Annotated in this window: 20 protein-coding genes; 3 read left to right on the top strand and 17 right to left on the bottom strand. The window is 72.6% G+C overall.

Annotated elements, in window-relative coordinates; genetic code table 11:
* Positions 1 to 16: 16 nt before the first annotated feature.
* The 3 genes from J7W19_RS20655 to J7W19_RS20645 form a co-directional block, all read right to left on the bottom strand.
* Positions 17 to 754 (bottom strand): aggregation-promoting factor C-terminal-like domain-containing protein, encoded by a 738-nt coding sequence (locus J7W19_RS20655; protein ID WP_004941961.1) that lies wholly within the window; start codon positions 752 to 754, stop codon positions 17 to 19.
* A 650-nt stretch (positions 755 to 1404) separates the two neighbouring features.
* Complete coding sequence (locus J7W19_RS20650) at positions 1405 to 2727, bottom strand: PhoH family protein (protein WP_004941962.1); 1323 nt, start codon at positions 2725 to 2727, stop codon at positions 1405 to 1407.
* A gap of 441 nt (positions 2728 to 3168) precedes the next feature.
* The gene (locus tag J7W19_RS20645) at positions 3169 to 3930 is read right to left on the bottom strand and encodes an isoprenyl transferase (RefSeq protein ID WP_004941964.1); all 762 of its coding nucleotides are present in this window, start codon (positions 3928 to 3930) and stop codon (positions 3169 to 3171) included.
* 126 nt (positions 3931 to 4056) lie between these two features.
* Between J7W19_RS20645 and mgrA the strand changes: the two genes are divergently transcribed.
* The gene (gene mgrA / locus J7W19_RS20640; protein WP_004941965.1) at positions 4057 to 5100 is read left to right on the top strand and encodes an L-glyceraldehyde 3-phosphate reductase; all 1044 of its coding nucleotides are present in this window, start codon (positions 4057 to 4059) and stop codon (positions 5098 to 5100) included.
* An 876-nt stretch (positions 5101 to 5976) separates the two neighbouring features.
* Here mgrA and J7W19_RS20635 read toward each other — a convergent pair.
* Positions 5977 to 6717, bottom strand: a complete 741-nt coding sequence (locus J7W19_RS20635; protein ID WP_040890715.1) for a prepilin peptidase — start codon at positions 6715 to 6717, stop codon at positions 5977 to 5979.
* 146 nt (positions 6718 to 6863) lie between these two features.
* Here J7W19_RS20635 and J7W19_RS20630 point away from each other — a divergent pair, with 146 nt between their 5' ends.
* A complete protein-coding gene (locus tag J7W19_RS20630) occupies positions 6864 to 7232 on the top strand; it encodes a DUF192 domain-containing protein (RefSeq protein WP_004947907.1) in 369 nt (122 codons plus the stop codon).
* Positions 7233 to 7245: 13 nt separating this feature from the next.
* Here J7W19_RS20630 and J7W19_RS20625 read toward each other — a convergent pair whose 3' ends face one another.
* The 13 genes from J7W19_RS20625 to J7W19_RS20565 form a co-directional block, all read right to left on the bottom strand.
* On the bottom strand, positions 7246 to 8532 hold the full coding sequence (locus tag J7W19_RS20625; RefSeq protein WP_158688797.1) for a hypothetical protein: 1287 nt from the start codon (positions 8530 to 8532) through the stop codon (positions 7246 to 7248).
* A 90-nt stretch (positions 8533 to 8622) separates the two neighbouring features.
* Positions 8623 to 9744 (bottom strand): DUF2332 domain-containing protein, encoded by a 1122-nt coding sequence (locus tag J7W19_RS20620; RefSeq protein WP_004947913.1) that lies wholly within the window; start codon positions 9742 to 9744, stop codon positions 8623 to 8625.
* A gap of 138 nt (positions 9745 to 9882) precedes the next feature.
* Complete coding sequence (locus J7W19_RS20615) at positions 9883 to 10515, bottom strand: OmpA family protein (protein ID WP_004947916.1); 633 nt, start codon at positions 10513 to 10515, stop codon at positions 9883 to 9885.
* Positions 10516 to 10518: 3 nt separating this feature from the next.
* Positions 10519 to 11100, bottom strand: a complete 582-nt coding sequence (locus tag J7W19_RS20610; protein ID WP_004947919.1) for a hypothetical protein — start codon at positions 11098 to 11100, stop codon at positions 10519 to 10521.
* A gap of 25 nt (positions 11101 to 11125) precedes the next feature.
* Complete coding sequence (locus J7W19_RS20605) at positions 11126 to 11776, bottom strand: pilus assembly protein TadG-related protein (protein WP_004947922.1); 651 nt, start codon at positions 11774 to 11776, stop codon at positions 11126 to 11128.
* On the bottom strand, positions 11773 to 11934 hold the full coding sequence (locus J7W19_RS20600) for a Flp family type IVb pilin (RefSeq protein ID WP_004947925.1): 162 nt from the start codon (positions 11932 to 11934) through the stop codon (positions 11773 to 11775). Before J7W19_RS20600 ends, J7W19_RS20605 begins: the two co-directional genes overlap by 4 nt.
* A 299-nt stretch (positions 11935 to 12233) precedes the next feature.
* Complete coding sequence (locus J7W19_RS20595; protein WP_004947928.1) at positions 12234 to 13121, bottom strand: DUF5936 domain-containing protein; 888 nt, start codon at positions 13119 to 13121, stop codon at positions 12234 to 12236.
* A 151-nt stretch (positions 13122 to 13272) separates the two neighbouring features.
* Positions 13273 to 14217 carry a type II secretion system F family protein gene (locus J7W19_RS20590; protein ID WP_004947930.1) on the bottom strand — a complete coding sequence of 315 codons (945 nt, stop codon included), beginning with the start codon at positions 14215 to 14217 and terminating at the stop codon, positions 13273 to 13275.
* Between the two features lie 160 nt (positions 14218 to 14377).
* Positions 14378 to 15937, bottom strand: coding sequence for a CpaF family protein (locus J7W19_RS20585; protein ID WP_004947934.1), 1560 nt, complete (start codon positions 15935 to 15937; stop codon positions 14378 to 14380).
* A complete protein-coding gene (locus J7W19_RS20580; protein WP_004947937.1) occupies positions 15934 to 16446 on the bottom strand; it encodes a TadE family protein in 513 nt (170 codons plus the stop codon). The genes J7W19_RS20585 and J7W19_RS20580 overlap by 4 nt, the downstream gene beginning before the upstream one ends.
* 273 nt (positions 16447 to 16719) lie before the next feature.
* Positions 16720 to 18483 carry an AAA family ATPase gene (locus J7W19_RS20575; RefSeq protein ID WP_004947939.1) on the bottom strand — a complete coding sequence of 588 codons (1764 nt, stop codon included), beginning with the start codon at positions 18481 to 18483 and terminating at the stop codon, positions 16720 to 16722.
* 16 nt (positions 18484 to 18499) lie between these two features.
* A complete protein-coding gene (cpaB, locus tag J7W19_RS20570) occupies positions 18500 to 19261 on the bottom strand; it encodes a Flp pilus assembly protein CpaB (RefSeq protein WP_004947941.1) in 762 nt (253 codons plus the stop codon).
* 307 nt (positions 19262 to 19568) lie between these two features.
* A complete protein-coding gene (locus tag J7W19_RS20565) occupies positions 19569 to 20399 on the bottom strand; it encodes a hypothetical protein (protein ID WP_233478148.1) in 831 nt (276 codons plus the stop codon).
* A gap of 522 nt (positions 20400 to 20921) precedes the next feature.
* Between J7W19_RS20565 and J7W19_RS20560 the strand changes: the two genes are divergently transcribed.
* A complete protein-coding gene (locus J7W19_RS20560; RefSeq protein WP_004947946.1) occupies positions 20922 to 22736 on the top strand; it encodes a chitinase in 1815 nt (604 codons plus the stop codon).
* The last annotated feature ends 45 nt before the right edge of the window (positions 22737 to 22781 follow it).

Below are 22781 nucleotides of genomic sequence, written 5' to 3'. Positions count from 1 at the left end.
ATACCGGCCGGAGGGCCTAGTACCAGTTGTTGGCCTGCCAGAAGGACCACGCGCCACACGGGCTGTGGTACCGCTCGTTCATGTAGCTGAGGCCCCACTTGATCTGGGTGGCGGGGTTGGTCCGCCAGTCCGCACCCGCGGAGGACATCTTCTCGCCGGGGAGCGCCTGGACGAGACCGTAGGCACCGGAGGAGGCGTTGGTGGCCGTGTAGTCCCAGCTGCTCTCGTTGTTCACGATGTTGCTGAAGCACTGGAACTGGTCGGCGGGAACGATCTGCCGGGCTATCGCCTGCACCTCGGCGGTGCTGTAGGAGCCCTTGACCGGGATGTCGACCGAGTCGCGCGTCGCCGAACGGCTCGCGACCTCGTCCTTCTCCTTCTTCTCCCGGTCCTTCTCCGCCTTCTCCTTGGCCTTCTCCTCCGCCTCCTTCTTGGCGGCGGCCTCGGCGGCTTCCTTCTTGGCGCTGGCGTCCTCGGCGGCCTGCTTGCGGGCGGCCTCCTCGGCTTCCTTCTTGGCGATCGTCTGGGCGACGCCGACCTGGGTGTCCGCCTGCTCCGTCAGCGAAGCGGTCTGGACGGCTTTCTGCCCGGCGGGAAGTTCCGCGAGAAGCGTCGTGTCGGCCGCGGCGGCCTGCACTCCGCCGGTCGTCGTCTTACCCTGCTCGTCGCCCTGGGCGACGCCCACGACGGCGCCGACGGTGGTGACCGCGGTGGCGGAGGCCACGGCGAATCCCCGGACCGAGATCCGGCTCACACGCTTTCCTTCCAGCATCGCCCGCGCACATGACCCTCGCGGACGCGATCGCGCCCCTGACACTGGCCTCTGCTGGTACGGAACCGCGGCATCACGGGACCGGCCGGTCACTGGAGGCACTGGCCCGGAGGACCGTCGGCGAACCCCCCTCTGCGAGAGGTCCGTACGGCGCTCGGGCGGCATACGGCGACGCTGTTCAGTTGTCCGTTCACCGCTCGAATCACGTAGTGGTGAACGCGCGCTCCCTGGGGAGCCCGAGGTGCAAGTGCCGTATGCGGGGCCTGACAGGAACCAGACTTTGCCCGACGCGCACGCTCGGAGGCAATTCCGCGTTGCGTGGGAAACGTCACACCATGTTCGGCGCACCGGAATTCCGGGAATGGCGGCGCGGCAGCACAACGCGCGGCTAAGCTCCCAGGCTTTGCCGCGCGTTGTCCGTTGCCTCTCGGCCTCGTCACCCGGTCCGGGCAGTCGGCCTCGTGACTTGGCTTTGCGCCTTGGCCTCGTGACTTGGGCTTGTCGCCGGCCTTGCCGCTCGGCCCTGTCATCGGGTGCCGGCATCGGGCGTCGCCACCGGAGGTCGGCTCGGACGCCTGCACCGGCCGCCGTCGTCACCGGGCGCCGCCGAGCGGGCCGCGCCCGGCTGTCCGTCAGATGCGGCCGTCCTCCAGCATCTCCGTGACCAGCGCCGCGATCGGCGACCGCTCCGATCGCGTCAGGGTCACATGCGAGAACAACGGGTGCCCCTTCAGCTTCTCCACCACCGCCGCCACCCCGTCGTACCGCCCGACCCGCAGGTTGTCGCGCTGCGCCACGTCATGGGTGAGGACGACACGGGAGTTGGCGCCGATGCGGGAGAGCACGGTGAGCAGCACATTGCGCTCCAGCGACTGCGCCTCGTCCACGACGACGAACGCGTCGTGCAGCGACCGGCCGCGGATGTGCGTCAGCGGCAGCACCTCCAGCATCCCGCGCCCCACGACCTCCTCGATCACCTCGGCCGTGGTCACCGCCGAGAGCGTGTCGAAGACCGCCTGGGCCCAAGGGCTCATCTTCTCCGACTCGCTGCCGGGCAGATAGCCCAACTCCTGGCCCCCGACCGCGTACAACGGACGGAACACCATCACCTTCCGGTGCTGCCGCCGCTCCAGCACCGCCTCCAGACCGGCGCAGAGCGCCAGCGCCGACTTGCCCGTACCGGCCCGGCCGCCCAGCGAGACGATGCCCACGTCCGGGTCGAGCAGCAGGTCGAGCGCGACGCGCTGCTCGGCGCTGCGCCCGTGGATGCCGAACGCCTCCCGGTCGCCGCGGACCAGACGCACCGCGCCGTCGGCCGTCATCCGGCCCAGCGCCTTGCCCCGCGGCGACTGGAGCACCAGACCGGTGTGGACGGGCAGTTCGACCGCTTCCGGGATGTATGCCCGTTCCGCGGCGAACAGTTCGTCCACCTGCTCGGCGGTGACGGACAGCTCCGCCATCCCCGTCCAGCCCGAGTCGGTGATGGCCAGCTCCGCCCGGTACTCCTCGGCCAGCAGGCCCACCGACGACGCCTTGATGCGCAGCGGAAGGTCCTTGGAGACCACCGTGACGTCGTACCCCTCCGCCTGGAGGTTGCGGGCGACCGCGAGGATGCGCGAGTCGTTGTCCCCCAGGCGGAAGCCGACCGGGAGTATGGCCGGATCGGAGTGGTTCAGCTCGACCCGCAGGCTGCCGCCGAGCTCCCCGATGGGGATCGGCGCGTCGAGCCGGCCGAACTGCACCCGGTACTCGTCGAGTCGGCGCAGCGCCTTCCGGGCGAAGTAACCGAGCTCCGGATGGTGCCGCTTGGCCTCCAACTCCGTGACCACCACGACGGGCAGCACCACCTCGTGCTCCTCGAAGCGGCACATGGCGCCTGGATCCGCCAGCAGGACGCTGGTGTCGAGGACATAGGTGCGCCGGTCGTTCTCACGGCGCTTCTTGCTGGTCACCACGGGTGCACGAACCCCCTCGGGGAGAGGTCTGGACGCGACCTGGGTCGCGGGGAAGGGGCCGGGTCCACGCCCTTCGAGGGCCGGTCGACGGCCCTCCACGTCCTCCGCGCGGCCCGCAGGGGCGGCAGGATCCGCCTGCACCGCTCAGCCGTCGCGGGCTTCGTCCGTCGCAAAGGGCCTCCCGGGCGGGCGGCCCCATGCCGCCCGCTGGCAGAGCGACGGTCATTGGGGCGACCGCCGGCCTGTGGGGGATATTCCCGCCGAAGCGCTTGACCATGCAACGGCATATGCGACGAGCAGGTGAACGACCGATCACCGGACCGCTACGGCGGCCCGGGCGGCAACGCTGCGGCATCGGGCAATCGCCCAGCGCACATGCGGGACAAGGGCCGTGACGACCCGTACGGCGGACTCCCGGCGCCCCGCGCCCGGTACGCCCGCTCAGTATCCGTAACGCCGGTGGCGCGCCGCATAATCACGCAGCGCGCGAAGGAAGTCGACCTTGCGGAAGGCCGGCCAGAAAACCTCGCAGAAGTAGTACTCGGAATGCGCGCTCTGCCAGAGCATGAAGCCGGACAGCCGCTGCTCGCCGCTGGTGCGGATGATGAGGTCCGGATCGGGCTGGCCGCGCGTGTAGAGATGCTTGGTGATGTGGTCGATGTCGACGGACTCGGCCAGTTCCTCGAACGACGTGCCGTTCTCGGCGGCTTCCAGGATCAGGGAGCGGACGGCGTCCGCGATTTCCTGCCGGCCGCCGTAGCCGACGGCCACGTTGACGAGTATTCCCTTGACGTCCAGCGTGGCCTGCTCGGCCTCTTTCAGGACGGTCTGCGTCTCGGCCGGGAGCAGGTCGAGCTGCCCCACGTGGTGGACGCGCCAGCGGCCGTCAGCCGCCAGCCCGCGAACGGTGTTCTCGATGATGCCGAGGAGCGGCTTCAGCTCCTTCGCCGGCCGATCCAGGTTGTCCGTCGAGAGCATCCACAGGGTGACGACCTCGACGTCCGTCTCGTCGCACCAGCCCAGGAGCTCCTGGATCTTGTCCGCGCCGGCCTGGTGACCCTGCTCCGGGGTCCGCCCGTCGGCCCGGGCCCAGCGGCGGTTGCCGTCCAGGATGACGCCGATGTGCTTGGGCACCTGGGCGTGATCGAGGCGGCCTTCCACCCGGTGTGCGTAGAGCCTGTACACCAGGTCGCGCAACTTCACGTTTCCAGCCCCTCCATGCCACTGCGGTTCCCCGCCACTGCGGGCACCCGAGAGCGCCACATTACTGCCAGCGTGTCGCGAGGACCCAACTCGGCCGGTCACCGGGCCGTGATAGTCAGTGGCGACATGACCGATTCGCACTACCGCGCGGCCGAAACTCGCTACGACTCCATGGAGTACCGGCGAAGCGGCCGCAGCGGGCTCAAACTGCCCGCCATCTCCCTCGGACTGTGGCACAACTTCGGGGACGACCGCACCCTGGCCTCGCAGCGCGCCATTCTCCGGCGCGCCTTCGACCTGGGCGTCACCCACTTCGATCTGGCCAACAACTACGGCCCGCCGCCCGGTTCCGCCGAGCTGAACTTCGGCAAGCTCTTCGCCCAGGACTTCCGGCCCTACCGCGACGAACTGCTCATCTCCACCAAGGCCGGCTATCTGATGCACCCCGGCCCGTACGGCGAATGGGGTTCGCGGAAATACCTGCTCTCGTCCCTCGACGCGTCGCTGGTCCGAATGGGTGTCGATTACGTCGATATCTTCTACTCGCACCGCTTCGACCCGCACACCCCGCTGGAGGAGACGATGGGCGCCCTCGCGTCCGCCGTCCGGCAGGGGAAGGCCCTCTACGTCGGCGTCTCCTCGTACACGGCGGAGCAGACCAGGGAGGCCGCACGGCTGCTGCGCGAGATGGGCGTCCCCGCGCTGATCCACCAGCCCTCGTACTCCATGATCAACCGCTGGACGGAGGACGACGGGCTGCTCGACGCCCTGGAGGACGAGGGCATGGGCTGCATCTCCTTCGCGCCGCTGGCCCAGGGGCTGCTCACGGACAAGTACCTGGGCGGGGAGGTCCCGGCGGGGTCGCGGGCCGCCAAGGGGACGTCGCTGGACCCGACGCTGCTCACCGAGGACATGCTGCGCCGGCTGCGCGGCCTGGACGGGATCGCGCGGCGCCGCGGGCAGTCCCTGGCGCAGCTGGCGCTGCGCTGGGTGCTGCGGGACGAGCGGATGACCTCCGCGCTGATCGGCGCCTCCAGCGTGCAGCAGTTGGAGGCGAACGTGGCGGCGCTGGACGGACCGGAATTGACCGGGGAGGAGCTGGCTGAGATCGATTCCTTCGCGGTCAGCGCGGAAGGGGTCAACATCTGGGCGAATCGGGGCGGCTCGTAGGGGCCGGCGGCGCTTGCGGAGCTCGGGAGAGCCCGCTGAGCCCGGGGGCGGCACGGTATGGATGGCACGGCCGGCGTGGATGGCGGGGGCCTGGAGGCCCCGGTGGGGCCGGGCGCCGCGGATGAGCCTTCGGCGTGGGCGGGGCGGGCGGGCCGGGCAGGACAGTGTGGCGACCCGGGGGCGGGCGCGGGCCGGATCGCCCGCCGGTTCGCCCGCCGGCCAGGGCACCGGCCCGCGCGCGTCGGCCGCACGTGTCCGGCGGGCGTCGGATACGCATCGCGTAGACGCTTCGCGAATGATTTGTGCATGAATCGTGGGTGATTCCGGCGCCCTTGGGGCGCCTGAATTCCACCGGATCCGGATCACAACTGCCCGGAGTAGCACGAATCCATACGGAGAGTGACATCGCCCCATGAAAAACGGGCCGGTCCGTGGGGGGGATACGGACCGGCCCGAGGGGGGGTTTCCACCATAACCGGTCGGAGGGGGTGCATCGCGCATCAGCGGGGGTGACATAGCGTGGCGCGCTGACTTTCGGCACGGTTGTTGATCTTGTAAGCCTCGGCGGCCGGGGTCACACGACCCCCGTTCCTCCATGTCAGCACTGGGGCTACGGTGTAGAACCAGCCAAGTGATCACCTGCCCAGAGTGCCGTCCGTCACCTTCATCGAAATGTTGCACAAACTCGTCGCCGACTTGACGGGGGTGGGCCGAATGGGGGGTGGGGCGGCCGTTCGGGTGTCGGGGGGGGCGGGTGGGGACGGGTGGAGGCGGGTGAGCGGTCGCGGGACGATCACGCCGATCGCCGTCCCACGCCCCCTCGGGGGGTCCCCCTCCCCCCACCCTCCCTCCCCGTCCCCCTCCCGCCTCTCCCCCTCAGGGCCGCGCCGACCATCCGCCCGCCAGGAGGGCCAGCCAGGCTCCGGCGAGCAGGAAGGGGCCTAGGGGCATGGTCGTGCCGCGTCCCGCGCCGCGGGTGAGCATCAGCGCGATGCCGTACACCGAACCGAGCAGCAGCCCCGCGAGGCCGCCGAGTATCAGCACACCCCAGCCGTACCAGCCCAGAGCGCAGCCCAGGCCCGCGGCGAGTTTGACGTCGCCGAACCCCATCCCGGCCGGGTGTGCCAGGAACAGCAGGAGGTAGGCGCCGCCGAGCGTCAGGCCCCCGAGCAGGGATCCGGTCCAGCTGCCGGCGGACGCCGGCAACAGGGCGGCCACTCCGAGCAGTGCGGCGGTGCCCGCGGCCAGGGGCAGCGTCAGGACGTCCGGTAACCGGTGCACCGCCCAGTCCACTCCCGTGAGCACCACGCCCACCGGTATCGCCAGCAGCCAGACACAGAGTTCGGGTCGTGGGCCGACCGCCGCGGCCGTCGCCGCGCACACCATGGCCGTCGCTCCGACCTGCCACAGCGCCCCCGGGCCGTATCTCGTCCTCCCGCACGCCGCACACCACCCCCGCCCGATTCCACCGCCGAGCGCGTGGCCGCAGGGAGCGGCTGTCCGCCAGGGCTCGTCCGGTTCGACCGACAGCCGGTAGCGGGCGCCGGGCACCAGCGTGCCGGCCAGGGTTCCGTAGAGGGTGGCCGATGCCACCAGCGCGATCAACAACCAGTTCATGCGGCGAGATTACGGAGCCCGGCGAGAAGATGGGGCGATCCCCGCGAAAGCTGTGGACGCCCCGTCGAATGTGGATAACTTGGCTACCCGGAAGGCTGATTGGTCGAGTTCTGCCCAGGCGGAGGGGCGTTGCGGTGCCAGCATGGATGGACGGCTTCACTCACCTCACCGTCGAATCCGCGGAGTGCGGGGCCCCGGCGGTTCCGGTGGAGGTTGCCGCCTCCTATCGGGCGCGGACGCGCGGGTTGCTCGGGCGGGACGGGATCGAGGGCGTCATGCTGCTCACCCCGGCCGGTTCGGTGCACACCTTCGGGATGCGGTTCCCGATCGACGTCGCATACCTGAGCCGGGACATGCGGGTGCTCGCCGTGCGCACCATGTCTCCGCACCGTCTGGGCCGACCCCGGCCGACGGCCCGCCATGTGCTGGAGTCGGCGGCCGGGGCCATGGCGCGATGGGGGCTGCGCGCAGGGGCGCGCGTGCGGATTCGACCCGTCGTATCCGGGCCCGGGTAGGGCGGTTCGCGGCTCACACCACCGGTCTGCGAGGCTCCGGTCTGCGAGGCTCCGGTCGGCGGGCCGCCAGGTACCAGCCGCCGAGGCCCAGGAGGAGTGCCGTTCCTGTGCCGACGCCCGCGTAGCCGACGGCTTTCAAGCGTCCGTCCGGTTCCGGGGAGGCGGCAGCGGTGCGGAGGGCCGCGCCGTCGGGGGCGCGGTGGGTGCGGGGGCCGGGCGGGCCCGTCGGCGCGCTCCGGGCCGGGGCCGTGGTGACCACGAGCGTGATGGGCACCGCTTCCGACCTCCCTTGCCCCGCTTTGCCGTTCAGGCTGACCTGGAGGTAGTACCAGCCTTCGGGTCCCGTGTCCCGTCCCGGCGGCGGTGCGGCGAGGGGGACGGTGACGGCGCGGCCCTGGTAGCCGTCCGTCCGGTTCGTCACATGGCCGCGCGCGGCGTCGTTCAGGCCCATGCGGACGCCGTTGGCGACATAGGGGACGTGTCCCGGGGCGTCGCCGAACGTCGCTTTCGCGAACAGCTGGTGGCCGGTGGTGACCGGGGTCCGGTAGAAGCGGGTCTCCCCCGGGCGGATCGTGTCCTTCCAGGTGCCCGTCCGGACGTCGGCCGCGTCGTTGAATCCGCGGCCTCCGGTGATGCCCTTCGCCGGTCCGGCAGGTTCCGACGGAGGTTCGGAGGCCCATGTGCCCGGCGGTGCCGTGAAGTTGGGTGTGACCGGCGGGTGGTGGGTGACGGCGGTGAGTTCCAGGGCGACGGGTGTGGAGTCACCGCCGTCGGCGTCGCCCCGGGCCACGACGAAGTGGTAGGTGCCGGCCGCCGCGCAGGGGCCGCCCGTTCCCGCGAGGCGTTCGGCGTGGTCGGCGAGGGGGTAGGCACCGCCCTCGGCGAGGAAGGAGCGGTGGCGGGAGGGTCCGCAGGGGATGCCGTCGGCGCGTCGCAGCGATACGTCGATGCCGTCGCGGAGTCCGGGGGTGCCGCCCGGGCGGGGGGCGGCGACCGCGGAGACGTAGGCGTCGGAGGTGCCGTCCAGGCGGACGGCGTAGAACTTGCGCTCGCCCGGGGCGATGGTGTCCGTCGCCGTGCGGCCGCTCGGTACGAGGGGTGGGGTGGCCGTGGTGGTTAGTGCTCCGTGGATCTCCTGTGCGTCGGGGGCCGTCCGGTAGGCGGCCGGCGGTCCGGCGCTTCCCGTCCCGGCGGGTGCGGCGGCCGCGGGGGCCATCGGCGTGACGAGCGCTCCCCCGGCGAGGGCCAGTCGCAGGGCGCGGGTCCCCTTCCGTGCCGACCGCCTCGTACCGCCCGTCACGTACCGCCCCCCTCATTCGCCACCAGGGCTTTCGAAAGTCCCATCCTGCCGCGTGGCGGCGGTGGTTGGCGAGATCCCGACGGGGCGGTTTCAGGGGGTGAGGGAGGTGACCTCGCAGGCGCGGGCGTCGAGGCCCCAGGGATGGGCCTCGGCCAGGACCTCTTCCGGGCCGTCGCCGAGGCGTGCGGTGAGGACGAACCGGTGGGTGTCCCCGATGCGCCGCGGTTCGAACGCGAGGTGGGCGAACCAGCCCGTCTGCGGCCCGGTCGCGGCCGTGCGCAGCCGGGCGAGCTCCGTCTCCACCCGGGCCCATTCCGCGGGTGGTACGTACTGGCGCATCACGGAGTGCCAGACGACGGTGAGGGTGCCGGGGCGGAGGTCGGTGCCGGCCAGGAAGTCGGCCGCGGCCTGGCCGAGGACGCGGGCGGGCAGCCGTCGGGCCAGGTCGATGGCCCCGGAGAGCCGGGTGGGGCGGGCCGGGTGGTCGGGCCAGACGTAGGCGCGGAGGGCGAGGGCGTCGGCGGGGTCGAGGGGGTCCAGCGGGTCGACGTCGCAGCCGAGGCGTTCGACGACGTCCAGGGCGGGGACACGGGCCGCGGCGTCGGCGATCCGGGGTGGCGGGGTGCCGTCCCTCCAGGCGCCGTCGAGGACGACGGGCGAGTCGGGGTCTCCCCAGGAGAAGCGGGGTGTCGCCGGGTCGCCGGCGGTGACGCGGAAGCGGTCGGCGCGGAGGTTCAGGCCGCCGCTGGTGCCGAGTTCGAGCAGCCGGACGGGGGGTGGTTCGGGGGTCGCGAGGGCGGTGACCGTGACGAGCAGGCCGCTGATCAGCATGTTCGCGCGGCCGACCTCGTTGGTCTGGGGTGGGCGGCGCATCCAGGCGGTGATGTGCTCGGGGTGGTCGGCGACGGCGCGCCGGAACGGTTCCCACGCCGCGTCGGGGTCGTCGGCGGTGCCGCCCGCCGTGGAGTAGTGGGCGGCCAGGTCCGGTGCTTCGCCGAGCAGGACGAGCGCGTGGACCGCGCCCATCAGGCGGAGTCCGACGGCGGCCGGGCCCGGCGCGCCTTCCAGAGGGGCCACGGCGTCAGCGCAGGGTCCGCCGTCGCGGACGTCCTGGGCGGCGCGGGTGAGGAGTGTGGCGTAGAGGGGGGAGTCCATTTCGGCGCAGGCGCGGGCCTGGGTGTCGAGGAGGTCGGCGGTGCGGGCGCGGGTCATGCGGCCTCCTCGGGGACTGTCGGCGCTGTCAGGCGGTATCGGTCAACCTAGTGGCGGACGCGGTGGTTCCGGGGAGGGTGGGGCAGTGATCCGCGCCTCAGAGGAATGATCTCGGTGCGGGGTCGTGGTGCGGGGTGTTCACCGTCCTTGGCGGGGGAAGCTGACCTCGACCCTGCGGTTTTTGCGGCGGCCGTCCTCCGTGGCGTTGTCGGCGATGGGGTAGTCCTCGCCGTAGCCGCGGATCTGGTAGGAGATCGAGGAGGAGCCGAGTTCTTTGGCGAGTTGGCGCTGTACGGCGTTGGCGCGTTCTTTGGACAGGGCTATTCCGTGGTCGGCGGATCCCAGGTTGTCGGTGAATCCGAAGACGCGCAGGGTGGTGGCGTGTTGGTTGCGTGCTTCGTCGGCGATGGTCTTTATGCGTTGGGCGGCGGCGCTGTTGAGAGACGAACTGTCCTTGTCGAAGAGGACTTCGGCCTGGAGGGCGAAGGTGACGTTCACATTGGTGTCCACGCGGCGTTCGCTGCCGTTGCCGGTCTCGATGACGGATTTGATGTCGAGGACGCGGCCGGGGGCGAGCTTCGCCCCCTTGCGCAGTTTGAGTCCGGGGGCGTGGGCGTCCAACTTGACGGGGGGTTCGCTGCGGGCCGGGTCGCCGGGGCCGGCGGCGTGGGCGGGGGCCGGTGTGGCGGCGAGGAGGGCGGCCGCCGTGAGGACGGCCGCGGCGATCGGCCGGTGGCGGCGGGCGGGCGGTGTCGGCTGAGGGCGGGTCACGGCTCATCCCGAGAGCGCGATGCGGACGGTGGGCATGGTGGGGATCTGGAAGTCGACCTGGGAGACGTCGGCGGGTGGCGCGGGGAACTGGGCGAAAAGGGGCCGGGACTCCTGCGGTTTGATCCCTGTCAGGCCGGTGCTGCACAGGCACTGGCCGTCGGTGTCCCGGAGGACGAGGTAGCGCTTCTTTCCCTTGGTGTCGACGAGGGTGGCGCCCGAGACGGCGGACTGGGATCTCACGTCGGTTTCCTTGGACCGCCATTCCAAGGCGTTGAACATTTTGGTGCCGTGGTTGGTGACGGTTCCCTGGACGGTGACGAACCCGCCGCCCTCCCGGGCGGCGGAGGTGATGGTCACGACGATTCCGTCGCCGTTGCGCATTTCCCCCAGTGGTCGGGACGACGAGGATTTCGCCTGGCTTTCGGGCTCGGGTTCTCCGGTGTCCGCGGCGGTCGGCCGGCCCGACGCGTTCCGCTCGTCGCCACCGCCGTCGCCGTCGCCTCCGCAGCCGGAGAGGGCGAGCACCGCGGCGATGGCGAGCGACACCGGCAGCACGGCCCGGGGGTTTCGGCGCCCTGTGCTCATGGGTGGCGTTCCTCCGCTCGTGGGGTCATCGGTCGGTGGCGGCGAGGCGGACGGCGAAGAGGGTGCGTGCCGTGAGCCGGGGGTCGGGGTGGGCGGGGTCGACGGTCAGCGGTCCGTCGTCGCAGTCGAACCGGGCGTACGGGGCGCCGGCGTCCCCGCCCGGGGCGGGGCGGCAGCGGGGGGTGACGACGGCGCGGGAGCTGACGGTGGGGTGGACGTCTTCGGTGCCGGGGACGACGGACATGCCGATGCCGTCGCGGGTAGTGACGGTGACGTCGAAGGCGAGCGTCGTGGGGTCGGGCCCGGGGGCCGCTGCGCAGCCGGGGCCGGTGAGACCGGCGGCGTTGTCGCGGGCGAGGCGTTCCGCTTCGCGGCAGGCGGTGGCGGGGGCGTCGCCGCGACCGTCGAACCAGCGCCGCCAGTCGCCGCCCGGCCGGGCGACGAGGTCCCGGAGGAAGCCGGTGTAGGACTGCTCCCGGTAGTCCTGGGCGGCGGCGAGGGCCGCGGCGTCGGCGGCGGACCGGGTGCCGTTCCTGGCGGCTCCCGCCATGCCGACGGCGAAGACGGCGAGGGCGACGAACAGGAACCCGGCGATCGCCACGATGTACAGGGGGAACGCCTGGCCCGCGTCGCGTCCGCCGACCGGCGGGCCGAACGGTGCGGACCCCTGGGTCACTTGGCAATTTTTTGGATCTGATCCATGATCGCTTTTGCGATCACCGTGCCGAAGTCCGTCGTCGTGAGGACGAGCACGATCGCCACCACGACGGCGATGATGCCCAGGTACTCCACCGAGGTCTGCCCCCGGTCGTCCTCCCAGAAGCGCTTCCCCATTCCCATCCCCTCCACGCGTGGCCGGGCGCTGCGGGTGGCGTCCGGACCGGCCGGTCGTCGCAGGGGAAACGTACGCCCGAACACCGGACGCGGGACAGTGTGCGTGCCTCTTATTCCCTCTTTCGCAGGGGAGTTGGGCATTCGCCGGCGTCACGCGCACCACTCCCGTCCAGCTCCGCGTCCCACTGTCGAGGTGCCTTCGGGCGATGACTGTCCCACAGTCGGTTGCAGAAGCGAAGAGAATTGGCGGAACTCCTCCGCACGGGCCCCCGCCCGGCCTCCCACCCACCGCACCGGTCTCATCGGCCCGACACCGTTCCGAAGTCCACGCCCGAGCCGAGGAAGAACCCGGCGATCATCAGCGCCAGCGTGCCGGGGACCATGAACGTGGTGATGACGACCGTGGCCTTGGGGACCGCGCGGGCCGCCCTGCGGCGGGCGTTCTGTGCGTCGGTGCGGCGCATGTCGGCGGCTATGTCCATGAGCGTGTCCACGATGGGCGAGCCCAGTTCCTCGCCCTGCTGGAGGGCCGACACGAACTGGGCGACCTGTTCGGAGTCGTTCCGCCGGCGCAGCCCGTCGAAGGCGTCCCGGCGACTGACGCCCATGTCCATCTGCCGCAGCGCGATGCGCAGTTCGTCCGCCCACGGGCCCTCGTACCGTTCGGCGACCCGGTCGAGGGCCTGCCGGAAACTCAGCCCGGCGCTGACGACGACCGCGAGGACGTCGAGGAAGTCGGGGAGCGTACGTTCGATCGCGGTCCGTCGCTCCCGGACGGCGGCCCAGATGCCCACCTCGATCCAGAACAGCCCGAAGGCGACGAGCAACGCGGCTATCAGCAGCCGCCCCTCGACCAGCATGACAAGCGCGCCACCGAACCCCAGGGCCCCGTACACCGCGCGGCGGGCCGCGTAGCGGTCGACGGTGAGGCCGCCCGGGTTGCCCGCGCGGTCGATCCGCGTACGGATCCGGGCCACGCGGCGCGGTCCCATCAGCCGCAGCACGAGCGGGGCCCACCGCATGCCGAGGCGGTCGACGGCCGATCCGACGGCGGTGGTGCGGGTGGCTCCGACCTCCAGGGCGACGGCGAGGTCCGGGGGAAGTCTGGCCTCGCTGCGCCAGAGGGCGACGCCGTAACAGAGGCCGGTCACGGACGCGCCGGCCAGGAGAGCGATCAGCAGGCCCATGTCCGTCTCCTCGGGTCGTGGGGGGGCGTGGTGGATGGTGCGTGCGCGTGGGGAGTGGGTGGGGCTGGGTGGGCCGGAGTGGGGCGGCAGGTGGGCGGGGATGCGGAGGGACTTCGGTGTGCGTTGAGTGGGAGGTGAAGGCGGGTGGGGCTCAGATGTCGATGCGGGACATGCGGCGTATGAGGAAGAAGCCGACGCCGTAGAGCGCGAAGGCGCCGATCACCGTGAGCTGTCCGAGAGCGGTGCCCGTCATACGGTCGATGGAGCCGGGAGCGATGCGGTCCAGGAGGAAGAGCGTGCCGACGCCCATCAGGGGGACGACGTATGCCGTGGCGGTCACCTGGGACAGCTGGGTCCGGACCTCCCGTCGGGTCTCCTTCCGTTCCTCCAGCGTCTCGGTGAGGTTGCGCAGGGAGCGGACGACCGATCCGCCCGCGTGATGGGAGAGGACCAGCGTGGTGACGAGCACGCCGAGCTCACGGGAGGGCAGCCGGTCGGCGAGTTCGGCGAGGGCCTCGTCGACGGAGTGGCCGACGGCCAACCGGTCGGCCACGGCGGACAGTTCCTCCCGCGCGGGAGCGTCCATCTCCTCCGCCGCCATGCCGAGCGCCGTGCGCAGGGCGAGGCCCGCCTGGGTGGCGTTGGCGAGGATGCGGGCCAGCTCGGGGAGCTGGTTGATGAACTTCTCGATGCGTTTGCGGCGTTGCCGCCCCAGGAAGGCGAACGCCGTCCAGACGGCCACCACCGCGGCGAGCGGCCCGAAGAACGGGGCCAGGGCGAGAGCTGCCACGGCCCACAGGACGACGGCCGCGGCGCCGGTCCACAGCAGGAAGTCGCCCGGCGCGATACCGAGCCCGGTGGCGGCGATGCGCCGCTCCAGCCGTCTGCCCGGGCGGGTCCCGCGCACCGCGCGGTCGAAGCGGCGTAAGGGCCGGGAACGGGCGGTGGAGCGGGACGGCTCCCCTGGATCGGCGAGGCGTTCGGCGAGTGCGGCCTGCCGCTCCCGGCCGGCCAGGTACGTCCGTACTCCGGCGACGGCGAGTGTGCCGCACAACAGGGTGATGCCCAGGGTGAGGAGCGTGAGGGTGTCGTTCATGTGCGGTCGCCTTCCATGGCCTTCCTTGACCTTCCATGGCCGTTGGTCCGTACGGTCGTGGGTGCGGCGGCGGTCGTCGCCGGTGTCCTGGTGGGTCTTCCCAAGAGGCGGCCTCGGGCGAACCCTGAGACGGCCCGGACGCGTCCCGGAGATCGCCCCACTAGGGGTTCCGTTCGGCTTCCGCGGCCCCCTCCCCGTACCCGGGCCCCTCCCCGTACCCGGCCACTTCGCCGTAGGCAGCCTTCGCTCCGTAGGCAGCCCCCGCGCCGTACGCGCCTTCCTCACCGGCCGGGACCCCTTCGCCGGCCGCGGGCCGTCCGGCGTGGCGGCCCGCGGCGCGTGGTCCGGTGGCGGTGCCGGGCGGCGCGGCGACTCCGAACGCCTGGGGAACCGGCTCGTTGGCCAGGCGCAGCCGGCCGACGGCCCGCTCGGGCAGCGGGAAGTGGGCGAACGTGCCGCGGACGACGCGGTCCGGGCCCATGGGCAGCGCGTCGAAGCGGACCACGGTGGAGAGACGGTGTCCGACGGCGGTCCGCGCCCCGGCGGCGGCCCGCTCGGCGAGAGCACCGGGCCGCCCCTGGGGCGCGTACGCGTCCAGGAGCGCCACCTCGCTGATGCGACGCGCCCCGTCGGCGGTGCGGGTGAGCTGGACGACGCAGTCCACCGCGCTGTCGATCTGGTCGCGCAGCGCCTCATAGGGGATCTTGACCTCCGACATGGAGGCCAGCGTGCGCAGCCGCATCAGCGCGTCCTCGGCGCTGTTGGCGTGGACGGTGGCGAGGGAGCCGTCGTGGCCGGTGGACATGGCCTGGAGCATGTCGAGGGTCTCGCCGCCCCGGACCTCGCCGACGATGATGCGGTCGGGACGCATGCGCAGGGAGTTGCGCACCAGGTCCCGGATGGTGATCCGGCCCTTGCCCTCCACGTTGGGCGGGCGGGATTCGAGGCGGATCACATGCGGCTGCTGGAGCTGCAGTTCGGCGGCGTCCTCGACGGTGATGACGCGCTCGCCGTCCGGGATGAGGCCGGAGAGGGCATTGAGCAGTGTGGTCTTGCCGGAGCCGGTGGGCCCGGAGATGACGATGTTGAACTTCGCCCGGACCAAACCCGCGAGCAGCATCACCGTCGGTTCGTCCAGCGTGCCGATGCCGACGAGTTCCCGCAGCGTGTAGACGCGCGGGAAGCGACGGATGGTGAGGGTGGCGCCGTTGAGGGCGAGGGGCGGGATGATGACGTTGACGCGTTCGCCGCTGGGGAGCCGGGCGTCGACCATGGGATTGGACTCGTCCACGCGGCGATTGACGGTGGAGACGATGCGTTCGATGGTCTGCATCAGCTGCTCGTGGGAGGCGAACCGCACGGGGACGGCCTCGACGCGGCCGGCGCGCTCGACGAACACCTGGTCCGGGCCGTTGACCATGATCTCGGTGACGGTCGGGTCCTCCAGGAGGGGTTCGAGAATGCCCAGGCCCAGGGCCTCGTCCACGACCCGGCGGATGAGGCGGTCGCGTTCGGCGGTGGAGAGGACCGGGCCCTCACGGCTGATGATGTGGCCCAGCACGCGTTCCAGCCGCGTCCGCCGCTCGGCGGCGGCGAGGGCGGACATCTCCGCGAGGTCGATCTCCTCCAGCAGCTTGGCGCGGTAGACGGGGACGAGGTGGTCCGACTCCCGCCCCGCGCCGGGCGGTTCGGGGCTGGCGACGCGGGCCCGGAGGCTCATGTGCGGCCCTTCTGAGGGAGTGCAGGGGGTACGGGGGGCTCAGGAAGTGCATGGGGCTCTTGGGACGCGGAAAGCCCGGCCGGCACGCCGCCGGGGGCGCGCGTGTCATCCGGGCAGCGCATGGTGGCGTGCCGGGTGACGTGGAAGCCGGTGCCGGGGAGGAGGCCGGGGACGGCGACGTCCACCGTGGCGGTCACTTCGGTGGTGCCTGGCGCGCAGGGGGGCGCCTGGACGGTGTCGGCACGCCGGGCGACCCAGTCGGTCATGGCGGCTCTGGCGGCGGCTTCCGGGGTGGTGCGGGGTTCGTCGAGTGTCGCCGTGCGGGCGGCGGCGCGGGCGCCGGTTCCGGCCTGCTGGGCGGCGAACGCCGCCAGGCCGAGTTGGATCGCGGCCAGACCCACGAGGAGGAGGACAGGCAGAAAACCGATGAACTCGACGGCGGCGGAGCCGCGGTCGGCTGCCGGCCGGCGGGGACCGCGCGCCGCCCCGGCCCGGGAGGAGCCACGCACCGGCCCGATTCGGGAGGAGCCACGCACCGGCCCGATTCGGGAGGGGCCACGCGCTGCCCCCACCCGGGAGGGGCCACGCACCGCCCCGGCCCGGAAGCCTGCCCACTCTCCCGCCGTCCCACCCCGGAAGGCCCGCACGGCCCCGGCCCGCGCCTGCGCCCACACGCACACTTGCGCCCGCGCCCACACGCACACCCGCGCCCGGAAGCGGTCCGGCTCCCCCCAATACCGCGAAAACGGCATCGCCCACACCCCGATGCCCCCCGCCACCGTTCAGTCCTCCCGCGCCACGCCCGCCGTGCCGCCCACCGCCCACGGCCAGTCGACCGCGTCCGGTACCAGCACGGGCACCTTCAGCTTCACCGTCGCCTTGTAGACGTCGCCCTCCCGGCCGCAGTCGATCGAGCCGGTGCGCCACTCCCCCGGCAGGTCGGCGCGGGCGGCTTCCGCGCAGTCGCGGCCCACCGCTCCGGCGCGGGCCGCGCGGTCCGCGGCGTGCCCGGCGAGGGAGTAGGTGTAGCCGACCAGCACGCACTGCCAGACCACCGCCAGGGCGACGAGGATCATAGGGAAGATCCCGGCGAACTCGACGGCGACCTGCCCCCGGTCCCCTCCCCACCTGCGGAACCGTCGGAACGGTGAGGGCGCGGGGACGGGGGTGAGCCGGTCCGGGCCCGTCCCCCCGCCCGTCGCCGCCTCGGAACCGACCGCCCCTCCGGTAGCAGCCGTACCTCCAGGCCCTCCCGTGACAGGCCCTCCCGCCACAGACCCACCCGTCACGGAACCTCCCGTCACGGAATCCCCCGCCCCCAGCGCCCGGTGCCGGCGCGGGCCGCCGGGCCGGGCCCCAGGCGCGGGCGCGGCCAGTCCGAGTTCGCCGGCGAGCGCCCACAGCGCCTGCCGGACCCCCGACCGGGCGTCCAGGTCCTGCATCCGGCCGGAGTCGACGGCCGCCCGCAACTCCTTGTACGCGGCCGGGACGACGGTACGGGCCACCCGCGTCCCCGTGGTCCGGGCGACGAGCGGCGGCTGCACCTCGGCGCCGCGGGTGTGCCGGTTGACGACGGTCATGGTGTCCTCCGCCTTGCGGATCCGGAGCCGGTCCCACAGCCGGACCATGCGTTTGGCGGCCCGTACGGACACCACGTCGGGCGTGGTGACCAGCAGGGCGAGGTCGGCCGTCTCGATGACGGCCGCGCCCGCCGCCGTGATCTGCGTACCGCAGTCGGCGACGACGAGCGGGTAGCGGCGGCGCAGTGCCGCCGTGATCTGGCGGGAGGCGGGGTCGCCTATCTCCTCGCCGCGTTCGCCCTCGGCCGGGGCGAGGAGCAGGCCGAGCCCGGTGGGGTGCGGGAAGACGGCGTCCTCGAGGACGCGGGGCGAGATGTCGCTGATGCCGGCCAGGTCGGCGACGGACCGCCGGAAGCGGACGTCCAGATAGGAGGCGACGTCGCCGGACTGGAGGTCCATGTCGACGAGGGCCACCTCGTGCCCGGCGGACCGTGCGGCGAGGGCGAGTTGCACGGCCACGACGGTCGTCCCGACGCCCCCCTTGGCGCCGACGACGGCGACGAGCCGCCCGTCGGCCCCGGCCCCGCCGCCCGCCGGACCGCCCGGGCCCGCGTCCAGATGGCGGCGGACGCCGGTGGCCCAGTGGGCGGCGGCCTGGACGCGGGCGCCGAGTTCGTCGGGGGAGGGTGGGAGCGCGGCGAGGCCGCGGGCGCCGCAGTCCATGGCGGCGGCGTACAGCGCGGGCCCGGCGTCGGCGGAGAGGAGGACGACGCCGGTGGCGGGGAAGCGGAGGGCCACCTCCCGGACGACTTCGAGGGCGGGGGCGGGCCCCAGCCGTTCGTGGACGAGGACGACCTCGGGAAGGCCGGAGACCGAGGCGGCACCCAGTACGGCGAGGGCGTCGAGGAGGGCCGTCGAGTCCCCGACGGTACGCAGCGGTTCGACGCCGGGGAGCTGGGCGAGGAGCCCGCCGACGGTCCGGGCGGTCTCCGGGTCCGCGAGGGCCGGGAGGATGCGGATGGTCACCGGGAACGTCCCCCGTCTACTTGTCGCCGTCGAGGGTGTACGTGCGGTCGGAGCCGCTGACGCCGGTGTCGTCGCCCGGCGCCACCAGGGCCAGCCGCACATGGGTCGCGAACGACTCGGCGTACGCGACGCGTTGCGCGTCCTTCGTGTCCAGGGCGAAGGTGATCGGCACGGCGTCGCCCGCCTGCCGGGTGCCGGACGCGCCGGTCCGGGCGCCGCCGCTCCGGCCGTCGAGAGGGGTGAGCCTGCCGACCTCGATGACCTGGGCGCCGCTGACGATGACCTTCGACACCGGCTGGGGGTTCGCGTCCTTGGCGTCCTTGCCGGTGCCGCCGGCCGTCCCGCTCCTTCCGTCGAAGGTGGCGTAGATGTTGACCTTCGAGCCGGGCGTGATCTTGCCGGCCACACCGGTGGCCGCGTCGATCATGATGGCGATCTCCTGCTGCCCGGGGGCGAGGGCGGGCCGGTTGACGATCATGTCGCTCTGCAGCAGCGATCCCCTGCGGAGCGGAGTCACGGCGATCTTGCCGCGCACCTCGGCGAGATGTGTGACGGCCGTGGCGGGCAGCCACCGTCTGGGCATCGACACCTTCTCGAACTGTCCCTCGTCCAGCGCCCGGTAGGCAGCGACGTCGAACCGCAGCCGGTAGGCGGTGACCTCCGGACCGACCTTCGACTCGGCGTCGTCCACGACCGCGTACACCCCGGCGGCCGCTCCCACGGCGCAGAGGACCGACAGGAGCAGGAGGATGATCCCGCGTCGCTGGCGTGAGTTCATGGTGCGGCGGACCTCACTGGCTCGGTTGGGGTGCGGCGGCTCGGCGGTTCCACGGAAGCGGCGACGGCCGGTGGGCCAGGGGGCCGCCCACCGCCGGCCGTTCCCTGAGCGGAGGGCGGTGCGTACGCGCCGGTGGTCCCGTGCGGCGCCGGATCCCCCGGCGTACCACGCGTCCCCGGCGGATCCGGCGGGCGGGCGGCGCCTGGTCCCGGGGCTGCGACGGTACGCCGATGGACGGCCCGGAGTGGGACGTTCCGGCGGGACGCGCCCCTTCGAGCGATCTCAGAAGACCCTCGGAACCGGCCCCTCACGCCACAGCCTCCCCACCGGCCGCACAGAACCCGCATCGGTCGCCGATGAGTTCGAGCCCGCACCACCGGCACTCCTCCCGCCGGACAGAGGAGATCAGTTGGTAGAGGATCGACGGGTCGGGGATGGCTGCGGCGAACTCCACCGCGCGCCGGGTGCCCCACCAGTGGACGGACTCCGCGGGCAGTGGTGACACCTCCTGGACCCCTTCGACGCGCCACTCCGGGGCGAGGACGTCCGTCACCCAGTCCTCGGCCCGGCGGGGGCCCTCGCGGGCCACGGTCAGCCGGGTCGGGTAGGCGGGGCCGGGAACGCCGTCACCACCAGGGCGGACGAGGCGGGGCGCCGGGTTGACGAGGACGCCGAAGCGGACGCCGGGGAGCAGTGAGGTGAGGTGCGGACCGAGGCCGACCGGCACCCGGTCGAAGCGGGCGACGCTGGCCAGTTGGGCGCCGGCGTAGATGTAGTGGGCGAGGAGGCGGGTGGCGGAGGCGAGGACTCCGGGGCCCAGGTCGGAGAGGGACAGCTGGCGTAACTGGCGGGCCAGGACGCCGACCGCCAGCGGCGGCAGGGCGACGGGCAGCAGGGCGATCCGTTCGCTCTCCAGGACCGCGCGGACGGTGTGCAGCCGGCGGACGTACGCGGCGGGCAGGGCGTCGGAGTGGACGACGACCAGGTGGCCGCACTGGTCGAGCAGGACGGACGCCTGGGCCACCGCGGTCTCCAGCGGCTGCGCCTCGGGCGGCTGGAGGACGGCCGCGGTCGGCGCCGGGCCGTCGGGGGCGGGCAGCACCAGGTCGGGGCTGGTGACGGCTATCGCAATCGGCACGTCCGAATCCCCGTCCACTCCTGCCTCCGGCGCCCCGGCGGCCATGGATCGACCCTGCTCGGCGCCGGTGCCCCGCACACGCCGGCGCCCCGCACTTTATCCACGAACGGAGCGGCTCGGAACAGTTCCTTCGAACCCGCCCGGTCCGCCTCGCTTCCCGCCCCTCCAGTCCCCCCGGTCCCTTTCCGAACGGAGACCTGCCGCATGCCCGTTCTCCGAACGGGACCCGCCGCGCACCTTGTCCGAATGGAGGCCCGCCGGGCGCCGTTTCCCGAACGGGGGCCCGACGAACGCCCGCTTCCGGGCGGGAACCCGCCGCCCGCCCCTTCTCCGGACCGAGATCTGCCGCGCACCCGTTTCCGAACGGAAACGCGCCGCAGCCACACGCGACCAGCCCCCTCCGCGCCTCCCCTTGACGGATGGATTGGTCTGGACCATCCTCAGCGCACCGGCCGGCACCCCCCTCCTTCACAGCGATACCCCCCACTCACCGTTTCAACTCTCCCCCCACCGGAGGCAGTAGTGAATCGCCCGGACCACCCATGTCATAACGCGCGCCCCGGCCCGACCCGCGGCGAAGGCGGAAGCAGAAGCAAGGGCAGGAGCAGAGGCGGAAAGCGCCACCGCCTCGGCGGCCTCGTCACCGCCGTCGCCCTTGCAGCCGCGGGCGCGGCCGCCACCGGCGCCGGTCCGGCGCACGCCGCTCCCCGCGCCACCGCACACGCCCCCACCACCTCGGCCGTCACCCCGAAAGCCGAGCCCAACCTCCTCAAAAACGCCGGCTTCGAAAACGGCCTGTCCCCCTGGTCCTGCTCCGCCGACAGCGGCACCACCGGCACCCCCGCCCACTCCGGCACCGCCGCCCTCAAGGCCGCGCCGAGCGGACTCGACAACGCCCGCTGCGCGCAGACCGTCGCCGTCAGACCCGGCTCCGCCTACACGCTGAGCGCCTGGGTACAGGGCTCGTACGTGTACCTGGGCGCGAGTGGCACCGGCACCACCGACGTCTCCACCTGGACACCGGGCACGGGCACCGACTGGAAGCAACTCACCACCTCCTTCACCACCGGCCCCAACACCACCTCCGTCACCGTCTACACCCACGGCTGGTACGGCCAGAGCCCCTACCTCGCCGACGACATCAGCCTCTCCGGCCCGGGCGGCGACCCGGGCGATCCCGGCGACCCCATACCCTCCGCCCCCGGTGGGCTGACGGCCGGCCGGACCACCTCCTCGTCCGTCGACCTGTCCTGGAGCCCGGTCACCGGCGCCACCGGCTACCAGGTCTACCGCGACGGCACGAAGGCGCAGCCGGTCACCGGCGCCTCGGCCACCGTCACCGGGCTCGCGCCCTCCACCACGTACCGCTTCCAGGTCACGGCGGTCAACGCGGCCGGGGAATCCCCCCGTTCCACCGAGATCAGCGTCACGACGGCGGCAGGCGGAGGCCAGCCCTCGACACCCAAGCACGCGGTGACCGGCTACTGGCAGAACTTCGACAACGGCGCCAAGGTCCAGCGGATCAGCGACGTCCAGGCGCAGTACGACATCATCGCCGTCGCGTTCGCCGACGCCACCGCGACGCCCGGCGCCGTGGACTTCACCCTCGACCCCGGACTGCGCTACAGCGAGGCGGACTTCAAGGCCGACATCGCGGCCAAGCGGGCGGCCGGCAAGTCGGTGGTGATATCCGTCGGCGGCGAGCGCGGCAGCGTGCGCGTCAACGACGCCGCGTCGGCCGCCAACTTCGCGGACAGCGTCTACCGGCTGATGCAGAAGTACGGCTTCGACGGCGTCGACATCGACCTGGAGAACGGCCTCGACCCGACGTACATGACGCAGGCCCTGCGCGCCCTGTCGGCGAAGGCCGGTGACAAACTCGTGATCACCATGGCGCCGCAGACGCTCGACATGCAGTCGACGTCGGCGAGCTACTTCAAGACGGCGCTGAACATCAAGGACATCCTGACCGTCGTCAACACGCAGTTCTACAACAGCGGTTCCATGCTGGGCTGCGACGGCAAGGTGTACGCGCAGGGGTCGGTCGACTTCCTCACGGCCCTGGCCTGCATCCAACTGGAGGGCGGGCTCGCGCCCTCACAGGTCGGCCTGGGCCTGCCCGCCTCCCCGCGTGGCGCCGGCAGCGGCTATGTCGACCCGTCCGTGGTGAACAGCGCCCTGGACTGCCTGGCCAAGGGCACCGGCTGCGGCTCGTTCAAACCCGCGAAGACCTACCCGGGCATCCGCGGGGCGATGACCTGGTCGACGAACTGGGACGCGAGCAACGGCAACGCCTGGTCCAACGCGGTCGGCCCGCACGTCCACGGGCTGCCGTAACGATTCCGCGCGACCGCGCGACGAGGGCCCGCCGGATCCCCCGGC

Origin of the sequence: Streptomyces mobaraensis NBRC 13819 = DSM 40847 (assembly GCF_017916255.1) — a bacterium.
Lineage (GTDB): Bacteria > Actinomycetota > Actinomycetes > Streptomycetales > Streptomycetaceae > Streptomyces > Streptomyces mobaraensis.
This window is presented reverse-complemented; position numbering and strand designations above follow the sequence as displayed.